Here is a 3,029-nt window from a genome sequence, read left to right on the forward strand (position 1 = left end):
GGCCGCGACTTGGTGGGTCGCGACGCCGGGCGGGCCGGCTTGCCGGCGGGGGCGGCCGGTGCGACGCCGGGGCCCGACGCCGTCGCGGCGGGAGCGGACTTCTGCTCCTGCTCGAACGCGGCCTCGGCGCGCGTCGCCCGGTCGAGGGTGGCCCGGTCAGGGTTGTGCCCGAGCAGGTTGCGCAGCTCGTCGAGGTAGGACGTGATCGACTCGCGCTGCCGGTTGAGGTCCTCGACCTGGCGGGTCGCCGACGTCCGCTCGCGCTCGGACTCGATCATCGCGTCCGAGATCTGCTTCTCGGCGTGCTCGCGGGCCTCAGCCACCACCCGGTCGGCGTTCTTGCGCGCGTTGGAGATGAGCTCCTTGGCGTGCTGCTCGGCGTCGGTGCGTACCTTGTCCGCCTGCGCCAGCGCCTTGGCCACGCGCTGCTCGGCCTCGGCGGCGTGCGCCTCGGCGTCGCGGACCAGGCGGTCGGTCTCGGCGCGGGCGGTCTCGTGCCGCTGCGCGTCCTCGCGCTCGGCGGCCTCGCGCCGCGACGCGATGGTCAGCTCGGCGTCGGCCAGCTGCTGCTCCGCGGTGCGGATCATCTCGTCGGCGTGGGTCTTCGCCGCCGTGGTGAGCTCGGCGGCCGACCGACGGGCCTCCGTCAGTGCGCGCTCGACCTCCAGGCGGGTGCGCTCGCGCAGCTCGGTGGTCTCCCGCTCGGCCGCGGCGCGCAGCTCGGTGGTCTCGCGTGCGGTGACCTCCTGGAGCTCGGCCGCCTCGCGCGTCGTGACGTCGCGCAGGTGGGCGGTCTCGTGCGTGGTCCGCTCCCGCAGCTCGGTGGTCTCCCGCTCTGCGGCGGCACGCAGGTCCGTGGCGTAGCGCTCGGCCTCCCCGCGCAGGGCGACGACGGTCTGCTCCGCGTCGGCCCGCTGCGCCGCGAGCTCGTCGGACGTCTTCGAGCGCAGCTCGCCGGTCTCGCGCTCGGCCTGCGCACGGACGAAGGCCGCGTACTGCTCGGCCTCCACCCGCAGCGCGGCGACCTCGACCGCGACCCGCTGCTGCAGCGCAGCGGCGTCCCGCTCGGCCGCGGCGCGCAGGCCGTCCGCGTACTCCTGGGTCTGCACGCGCAGCGACGTGACCTCCTCGGCCGCCTGCTGACGTGCGGCGTCGACCTCGGCCGCGACGTCGCTGCGCTGCTGGGCCACGTACCGGTCGACCTCGACGCGCGCGCCGGCGAGCTCACCCTCCACGCGCTGGCGCAGCTCCGTGGTGTCGGCGTCGGCGCTCTGCCGCAGGTCCTGCGCGTAGCGCTCGGCCTCCTCGCGCTGCGCGGTCGTCTCGGCCTCGGAGCGCGCCCGCAGCTCGCTCGCGGTGCGCTCGGTCGCCACCCGCAGCTGCGTGGCCTCGTGCTCGACGCTCGCGCGCAGGGTGCCCAGCTCGCGCTCCAGGGAGCTGCGGCGCTCGCTCTCCTCGGTGGTGATCGCGCTCTGGATCCGGGCGGCCTCCCGCTCGGCGGAGCCGACGAGCTCCTCGGCGCGGCGCTGGGCGGCAAGCAGCGTGCTCTCCGCCTCCGCCTGGGCCGTCGTCTTGACCTCGTCCGCCTCGCGGCGGGCGGTCGCGACCAGCTCGGCGACCTCGTTCTCCGCGCGGGCACGCAGCTGGCCGGACGAGAGCTTGGCGCGGGCGAGCGCGTCGGCGGCCTGGGCGTTGGCCTGCGTCACGACGTCGGAGGACTGCTCCTCGGCGGAGCGCAGCAGCTGCTCGATGCGGGAGCCCAGTCCGGAGTACGTGGGCCGCTCGGCCTCGCGCAGCTGGCGGTGCGCCTCGGAGAGCTCGCCGGACACCTGCATCGCGCGCCCGTCCAGGGCCTCGACCTGGGCGCGGGCGTCGGCGAGGGCCTTCTCCAGGCCCGAGATGCGGGCGTCGACGGCCTCTCGCTCGTAGCCACGGAAGTTGACGACGGGGAACGGGGGCCGGGCGTCGGGCACGAGAAGTCCTCCTGGGCACTGTGGCTCCGCGTGGAGCTGCCTCGGACGAGGCGCTCGTCACCTTCCGGAGCCCGCCGGTCAGGATACCCGTGTTCACCCCGCTGCGGTCGGGACCGACCAGGGCGGGCACACGCGGGAAGCACACGCGGACGGATCCGTCCACTCGATCCCGGTTCGGTCGTGACGTGCGCCTCTGCCTATCCTGGAGGTTCTCGTCCCTGGAGGATCCTGCGTGCTCAAGCGACTGATCATCGCGGTCGTCGGTGTCGTCGGACTGGTCGTCATCGGTCTCGGCATCGCGTCGGCGACCGTCTGGCGGGCCGACGACGTCCTCGTTGCCACGACGACGGGCGGCCCGCACACCCTGGTGACCGACCCGGGTGTGCTCGAGCTCGGCGGCGACCCGGTGACCGTCAGGGTCAGCGTCCCGGACGACGGCACCGTCGTCCTGGCGGTCGGGCGGGACACCGACGTCACCGGCTGGGTCGGCACCGACGCGCACGGCCGGGTCACGGGCCTGTCCGGGTGGCACACGCTCGCCGTCGACGACGTGGAGGCGCCGGTCCCGACGCCCGCGCCGACCGATGCCGAGGCGCCCGCCGACGCCGCGACGCCCGCGCCGACGGAGGACGCCGCCGAGGCGCCCGTCGCCGCCGACCCCACAGGGTCGGACCTGTGGGTGGCGCAGGAGACCGGGACCGGTTCCGCGGAGCTCGTGTGGCCCGCGCAGGAGGGCCGCTGGAGCCTGCTCGCGGTCAGCACCGGCGAGTCCGCCCCGACGCTCGCCCTCGAGTGGCCCCGGGTGGTCACCACACCGTGGCTCTGGCCGTGCGTCGCGGTGGGCTCGCTGCTGGTGCTGCTGGCGGGCTGGCTCCTGCTGCGCGAGCTGCGCCGCCGCCGTGCCGGGACCGACGAGCCGACCTGGCACGAGGTGACCACGGGGGCGACCCCCGCGGTGTCGGTGGCCGTCGGCGACGTCGACGACATCCCCGTCCTGACCCGCCGGCAGCTGCGCGAGGCCGCACAGGCCCGGGCGGCGAGGCCGCGCACGGGACC

Annotated in this window: 1 protein-coding gene and 1 pseudogene; one reads left to right on the forward strand and one right to left on the reverse strand. The window is 75.9% G+C overall.

All coding sequences use genetic code 11. The annotated features are described in order from the left end of the window. A partial coding sequence (locus RYN42_RS20125) for a hypothetical protein (protein ID WP_315099400.1) occupies window positions 1–1,973 on the reverse strand: 1,973 nt, incomplete at its 3' end. Between the two features lie 232 nt (window positions 1,974–2,205). Here RYN42_RS20125 and RYN42_RS20130 point away from each other — a divergent pair. Further along, window positions 2,206–3,029, forward strand: a pseudogene (locus RYN42_RS20130) (hypothetical protein); the annotation flags it as partial.

The organism is uncultured Cellulomonas sp., assembly GCF_963527515.1.
In the GTDB taxonomy this organism is placed as follows: Bacteria; Actinomycetota; Actinomycetes; order Actinomycetales; family Cellulomonadaceae; genus Cellulomonas.